Source organism: Nonomuraea sp. NPDC005983, from assembly GCF_040614375.1.
In the GTDB taxonomy this organism is placed as follows: domain Bacteria; phylum Actinomycetota; class Actinomycetes; order Streptosporangiales; family Streptosporangiaceae; genus Nonomuraea.
The window spans coordinates 4,139-11,003 of the sequence record NZ_JBEXUP010000219.1; the positions used below are offsets into that span (position 1 = coordinate 4,139).

5 protein-coding genes and 1 pseudogene are annotated in these 6,865 nt (G+C 73.9%); 2 read left to right on the forward strand and 4 right to left on the reverse strand.

Annotated elements, in window-relative coordinates:
* The 4 genes and pseudogenes from ABZ297_RS44510 to ABZ297_RS44525 form a co-directional block, all read right to left on the reverse strand.
* Positions 1–985: pseudogene (locus tag ABZ297_RS44510) on the reverse strand (hypothetical protein); the annotation flags it as partial.
* An 83-nt stretch (positions 986–1,068) separates the two neighbouring features.
* Complete coding sequence (locus ABZ297_RS44515; protein WP_355359873.1) at positions 1,069–1,998, reverse strand: sugar kinase; 930 nt, start codon at positions 1,996–1,998, stop codon at positions 1,069–1,071.
* The gene (locus ABZ297_RS44520) at positions 1,995–2,921 is read right to left on the reverse strand and encodes a pseudouridine-5'-phosphate glycosidase (RefSeq protein WP_355359876.1); all 927 of its coding nucleotides are present in this window, start codon (positions 2,919–2,921) and stop codon (positions 1,995–1,997) included. Before ABZ297_RS44520 ends, ABZ297_RS44515 begins: the two co-directional genes overlap by 4 nt.
* Before the next feature lie 109 nt (positions 2,922–3,030).
* A complete protein-coding gene (locus tag ABZ297_RS44525; RefSeq protein ID WP_355359879.1) occupies positions 3,031–4,152 on the reverse strand; it encodes a putative sulfate exporter family transporter in 1,122 nt (373 codons plus the stop codon).
* A 70-nt stretch (positions 4,153–4,222) separates the two neighbouring features.
* Here ABZ297_RS44525 and ABZ297_RS44530 point away from each other — a divergent pair, with 70 nt between their 5' ends.
* On the forward strand, positions 4,223–5,119 hold the full coding sequence (locus ABZ297_RS44530; protein WP_355359882.1) for a LysR family transcriptional regulator: 897 nt from the start codon (positions 4,223–4,225) through the stop codon (positions 5,117–5,119).
* Positions 5,120–5,249: 130 nt separating this feature from the next.
* The gene (locus tag ABZ297_RS44535; protein WP_355359885.1) at positions 5,250–6,764 is read left to right on the forward strand and encodes an NAD(P)/FAD-dependent oxidoreductase; all 1,515 of its coding nucleotides are present in this window, start codon (positions 5,250–5,252) and stop codon (positions 6,762–6,764) included.
* Positions 6,765–6,865 lie beyond the last annotated feature (101 nt).

The window sequence follows — 6,865 nt, forward strand, 5'->3', positions numbered from 1 at the left end:
AGTCCGGCGGTGGAGGGAGGGAGCCGCCTGGGCGGGCGGTGTCGGGCTGTGGGGGGAAGCCGCCGGTCTGGGCGGGGAATCCTCCGGTCTGGGGGGCGGAGTCCGGCGGTGGAGGGAGGGAGCCGCCTGGGCGGGCGGTGTCGGGCTGTGCGGGGAAGCCGCCGGTCTGGGCGGGGAATCCTCCGGTCTGGGGGCCGGAGTCCGGCGGTGGAGGGAAGGGGCCGCCTGGGCGGGCGGCGTCGGGCTGTGCGGGGAAGGAGCCGGTCTGGCGGCCGTTATCGGGCTGAGCCGGGAAGGAGCCCGGCTGGGGCTGAGCCGTTGGGGAGCCCGCCTGGGCGGCGTTGGGCTGGGCGGGGAAGGAGCCGGTCTGGCGCGGTGACTGGCCACCGGGCTGGATCGCAGGGAAGCCGCCCGTCTGCGGGCCGCCGGGCTGGATCGCGGGGAAGCCGCCCGTCTGCGGGCCACCCGCCGCGAGCGGGCCGCTCTCACGCTGCCCTGGGATGGTGCCGCGCTGGAGCGGCCGGGTGACCTCCGGGTGGACGCCCTTCGCCGCCGCGTCGCGCTGGACCAGGATCCGTCCCAGCACCTCGCGGAAGACCGACCCGATCACCACCTCCGGCGTCGCCGACGGCGTGCTCAGATCAGCGGGCGACAGGCGGCGCAGCCGCTGCCAGCCGCCCAGCCCGATGATCGCCGTCCGCGTCGCTTCCGGCCAGCCGGTCAGCGCCGGGTCGATGTGGTGGACGGTCAGCGCGGGCAGCAGGTCGGCCAGCGGCAGGTGCTCCCACTTGGACGACGCCAGCAACGCCAGCCGTTCGCACATCCAGTCGAGCCCCGTCATGCCGAGCGCCCGCGACAACGCCACCGAAGACCACCACGCGGCCGGCAGGCGCGGATCGCCGAGCGCCTCCGCCACCTGCTGGGGACGGCTCCAGCGCAGGGCAGGGACCAGGTCGCTCAGGCAGATCGATGACTCGACTTCCATCGGCGGACCTTATCCTCCCCAGAGTGCCGCGTGGTGCTGACCGAGACGCGTGTGGCCTTTGGTGCAGCCTACGCGGCAAGCTATCAATCGGTGTGAATAGGGTAAAGACGCTTCAGATCCAAACCGTATCGCGGACGACCGCCCACGAGGGACACGCACGCGGCTCCCGCGCGGCAACCCGCCCTCAGAGCTGCGCCTTCGTCGGCGTCATTGAGTGATGCTGTCAGGAAACCGGCTGCGAACGCGTCGCCCGCGCCCGTCGAGTCCACCACCTCGGCTGGCGCTCCAGGAACCGTCGCCGTCACACGTCCCCCGGACGCGGACAGCGCGCCCCGCGCGCCCAGCTTCACCACCGCGTGCCCGTAGTGCTCGCTGAGCAGCTCGGCGGCGCGCTCGGCCGTGGGCACCCCGGTGAGCACGAGGGCTTCGTCCAGGTTCGGGATGATCAGGTCGGCTCGGGATGTCTCGCGCAGGAAGCGTTCGACGCCGAACTCCCGCAGCGGGCCGGTCGAGGCGGGGTCCACGCTGATCGCGACCCCGGCGGCGGCCGCCTCCGCCATGGCCAGCCTGGCCAGGCCGAGGCCCGGCTCGGTGAACAGCGTGTAGCCCGACAGGTGCAGCCGGCGGACGCCGTCGAGCAGGGAGGGGTCCCAGTCGTCGGTGGAGATGCGGCCGCCCGCGCCGCGGTTGGTGAGCATCGACCGCTCGCCGGTCCCGTCGACCATGGCGATGACGACCGCGGTCGGGTGGTCGGCGTCGACGCTGACGTGCGGCCGCACGCCGGTCTTCACCAGTTCGGCGGTGTGCCACTCGCTGCTGTCGTAGCCGAGCCTGGCCAGCAGGCGCACGTCGGCGCCGAGGTGGGCGGCCCAGGACGCGGTGTTCGCTCCCGAGCCGCCGGGACGGAGGACGATGTCGGCGGCTGTATCGGTGCCCGACATGACGGGCATGCTGTGCATCGCCACGACATCGGTGACCACATCGCCGATGACCAGCAGGCCCGCCTCGGTCACGGCCGCGACCAGGAGAGCGCGATCTGGGCCGCCAGGGCGGTGTTGCCGCGGACCGCGGCCAGGTTCGCCTCCAGCGACGCGCCGTCGGTGCCGCGCACCAGGTAGCCGAGCAGGAACGGGGTGATCGCCTGGCCGGTCACGCCCTCGCTCTCGGCGGCGGCCAGCGCCTCGCCCAGCACCCGGTCGTGCAGGGCCGGGTCGAGCTGCTGCTCCACCGGGACGGGGTTGGCGACGATCAGCGCCGTCTCCTGCCCGCCGAGCGCGTCCTGGCCGCGCATGATGTCCGCGGCCTGCTGCGGGGTCTCGATTCGCCAGTCGATCGGCTCGCCGGACGAGTGCAGGTAGAAGCCGGGGAAGGTGTCGGTGCGGTATCCGGCGACGGTCACGCCGCGGGTCTCCAGGCGCTGGAGGGTCGAGGGGACGTCCAGGATGGACTTGACGCCCGCGCAGACCACCGTGATGCGGGTGCGCGCGAGCGTGTCGAGGTCCGCGGACTCGTCCTGGTCCTCGGTCCAGCCGCGGTGGACGCCGCCGAGGCCGCCGGTGGCGAAGATCCGGATGCCCGCGCGGGCGGCCAGGAACGAGGTGGCCGACACGGTCGTCGCGCCGCTCGCCTTCAGCGCCGCGGCCACGGGCAGGTCGCGCTGGCCGAGCTTGCGCAGCCCCGACTCGGTGGCGATGCGCTCCAGCTCCACCTCGTTCAGCCCGACGCGGGCGACGCCGTCGAGCACCGCGATCGTCGCCGGGACGGCTCCCGCGGCCCGGACGATCCCCTCCAGCTCGCGTGCCACCTCCAGGTTGCGCGGCTGCGGCAGCCCATGGGAGATGATCGTGGACTCCAGCGCCACCACGGGCGCGCCGCTGGCGAGAGCCGCGGCGACCTCGTCGGAGGGCTGGAGAAGAGGGGCGGTGGTGCTGTGCATGGTGAGGCTCGTGCTCCTTGTCGTGGCTTGCCCGATAAACCGTACATTTCACGATATTTCTTGCAAATGAGCACGGTAAGGGGCGGCCGCCCGCACGTCCACCTGGACCTCACCCGAGCAGCGACACCCCCGCCAGCGAGATCACTCCGATCAGCCCGGTGGCGATGCCCCCGAGCAGCATAACCCGCCCGCCCTTGAGCAGTTTCCGCATGTCGATCCCGGTGCCGAGGGCGAACAGCGCGGCGGCCATCAGCGCGTTCGTGACCGCCGGTACGTTCTCGGTCACCACCGACGGGAGCAGCCCCGTGCTGCGCACCGCCACCATCGCCAGGAACCCGGCCACGAACAGCGGCACGATCGGCGGCCTCTTCCCGCTGCCGCCCGGCGCGGGAGCACCGGCCGGCGGCGCCACGGCGTCAGAGGGGGCGGGGGTGGTGCCGCGCGGGGGTGCGGGCACGGCCACGGACGCCCGGCTGCCGGCGGGTGCGGCAGTGGGCGTGCCGGCGTCCGGTGCGGTGGCAGGCGTGCCGTGCGGACGGCTCAAGGACGTGGTGATGGCGACGATCGGGGCGAGCAGGGCGACCCGGCCGAGCTTCACCGTCACCGCCGTCGCCAGCACACCCGAGCCCGCCCCGATCGCCGCCACCTGGGCGACCTCGTGCACGGCCGCTCCCGCCCACACCCCGAGCTGGTCGTGCGAGAGCCCCAGCCAGGACGCCAGCAACGGCAGCACCACGATGGCCGCGCTGCCGTAGAGGACCACCACGCTCAGCGCGCCCGCCGCGTCGTCCTCCGTGCTGTCGGCGCTCTCGTGCATGGCCGCGATCGCCGCCGCCCCGCAGATCGACACGCCCGTGGCGACCAGCAGCGACGTCCCGGGCGAAAGGCCGAGGCGGCGGCCGGCCAGCGGCGTGAGGACGAACGTGAGCCCCGTGGCGGCGGCGACGACCGCCAGCGCCTGCCACCCGAGCGCGAGCACCTGCGGCACCGCGATCTGCAGCCCGAGCAGCACGATCGCCGCGCGCAGCACCTGTCTGGCGACGAACTGGAGCCCGGGACGCAGCGGCGCGCGGATCGCCCCGGCGGTGGCCAGCGCCGCCCCCAAGGCGACCGCGGCCGTCGCGGGGCTGAGCCCTGGCACGAACCGGTTCACCACCAGGGAGACCGCCACCGCCAGCGCGCACACCGCGATTCCCGGCAGATAGGACATCTTGGAGGAGGAAGGAGACATGATCCCAGTCTTCGGGGCCGTCGAGAGGCCCGGTAGCCGCGCGTTGCCTGGGAGGTCATAGCCTGTGGCTATGACCGCGCTGCCTGATCTCGACTCGCTGAAGCTCCTGATGGACGTGGGCGAGCTTGGCAGCCTCGGGCAGGCGGCCAAGCTGGCGGGCATCGCGCAGCCGTCGGCGAGCAAGCGCATCGCCTTGCTGGAACGGCGTCTCGGCCTGCCGCTGCTGGAGCGGACGCCGCGCGGCTCCACGCTCACCGCCGAGGGCAAGATGGTGGCGGGCTGGGCCGCGCAGGTGCTCGCGGCCGCGCAGGAGCTCATGCGGGCCGCCGCGGCCGTCCGGCACAGCGAGGCGGCGCACCTGCGGGTGGCGTCCAGCATGACGGTGGCCGAGTACCTGGTGCCGCGCTGGCTCGGCGAGTTCCAGACCCGCGAGCCCGGGGTCCAGGTCGGCCTGGACGTGCTGAACTCCGCCGACGTGGCCGCTCTGGTGCTGTCGGGGGCCGAGTCCGTGGAGCTGGGGTTCGTGGAGGGTCCGAACGTGCCGGACGGGCTGGCCAGCCGGGTGGTCGGCACCGACAGGCTGGTCGTCGTGGTGGCACCGGGTCACCCGTGGGCGCGCCGCCGCACGGTGCTCAGGGGCGCGGAGCTGGCCGCCACGCCGCTGGTCGTGCGCGAGCGCGGCTCGGGCACCCGCGAGACCCTGGACGTCGCCTTCACCGGCCTCCACCAGGCCAGCCCGCGCCTGGAGCTCGGGTCGAACTCGGCCGTCAAGGGCGCTGCCCAGGCGGGCGTGGCCCCGGCGGTCCTCAGCGGGTACGCGGTGGAAGCCGAACTGGCCACCGGCCGCCTCGTCGAGGTGCCGCTTGCGGGCCTCAACCTGGTCAGGAACCTGCGCGCGGTCTGGCGCCGAGGCCGCCCTCTGACGGGCCCCGCCGCCACCCTCCTGGCCGTCGCCAGCCGCCCCTGACACATCAACCGGGGGCGGGGACGTTTGGCGGAGGGGCCGGTCGGCCCTGCCGGCCCGCGTCCGGTCTCCGGGCCCGCCGCCTCCTGCGAGGCGTTGACGGTGGGGCGTGGTGAGGTCGTAAAGTGCCGGAATGGGGTCATATGACGTGGTCGTCGCCGGTGGTGGTCACAACGGGCTGGTCGCCGCCGCCTACCTGGCAGGCGCCGGGCGACGGGTCCTGGTGCTGGAGCGGCTCGACCACGCCGGAGGGCTGGCGATCTCCGCTCGGGCCTTCCCCGGCGTGGACGTCCGGCTGTCGCGCTACTCCTACCTGGTCAGCCTCCTCCCCGCGAAGATCGTCCGAGACCTGGGGCTGAAGCTGGAGCTGCGCCGCCGGCGCTACGCGTCCTACACCCCCAAGGGCACGACGGGCCTGCTCGTCGACAACGGCGACGAACAGCGGACGAGGGACTCCTTCGGGGACGTGACCGGCGGCGACGCCGACCACCGCGCCTGGACCGCCTTCTACGGCATGACCGCGGAAGTCGCCCAGGCGCTGGCCCCGACGATGCTGGAGCAGCTGCGTCCGGCGAAGGAGATCGAGGCGCTGGTCGGCGCCGAGGCGTGGCGGGACCTGTTCGAGCGGCCCATCGGCGAGGTCGTGGACGAACGGTTCGGCGACGACACCGTGCGCGGCGTCGTCCTCACCGACGCGCTGATCGGCACGTTCGCCGACCCCGCCACCGACCTGCTGGCCAACCGGTGCTTCCTCTACCACGTGATAGGCGACGGAACGGGGGAGTGGAACGTCCCCGTGGGCGGCATGGGCGCGGTCTCCGGCGCGCTGGAGACGGCCGCCAGACAGGCGGGGGCGGAGATCAGGACCGGCGCGGAGATCGTCGGCATCTCGCCGTCGGGCGAGGTCACCTTCCGCGCGGAGGACGGCGAGCACACCGTCACCGGCGGGCACGTGCTGGTCAACCTGCCGCCGGCGGTCCTCGACAGGGTGCTGGGGAAGGAGCCGGGCACGCCGGAGGGCGCGCAGCTCAAGGTCAACATGGTGCTGAGCCGGCTGCCCCGCCTCAAGGACGCCTCGGTGGACCCGCGGGCCGCGTTCAGCGGCACCTTCCACATCAACGAGGGGCGCGACCAGCTCGCCAGGGCCCACGCGCAGGCGTCCAGGGGCGAGATCCCCGAGCTGCCGCCCGCCGAGGTGTACTGCCACTCGCTCACCGACGCGTCGATCCTCGGGCCGGACCTGCGTGGCAAGGCGGAGACGATGACCCTGTTCGGCCTGCACATGCCCGCCCGCCTGTTCCGCGCCGATCCGGAGCGGGCACGGGTGGACGCCCTCCGCGCCACCCTCGCCTCGATCAACCACGTTCTCGCCGAGCCCATCGAGGACTGCCTCCTGCGCGCCCCCGACGGCTCGGCGTGCGTCGAGGCCAAGAGCCCGGTGGACCTGGAGAGCGAGGCGGGCCTGCCCGGCGGCCACATCTTCCACCGCGACCTGACGTGGCCGTTCGCCGACGAGGTCGGCAGGGAGGGCGGCTGGGGCGTGGAGACGGAGCACGAGCGCATCCTGCTCTGCGGCGCGGGCGCCCGCCGGGGCGGCGGCGTCAGCGGCATCCCCGGCCACAACGCCGCGATGGCCCTCCTGCGCTGAGCCCGGCCTCGGCGGCGGCCAAGTGAGGTTTCTGGCCAGGCGGCTCGGCTTCTACATCCTGACAGCCTGGGCCGCCGTCACGCTCAACTTCCTGATCCCCC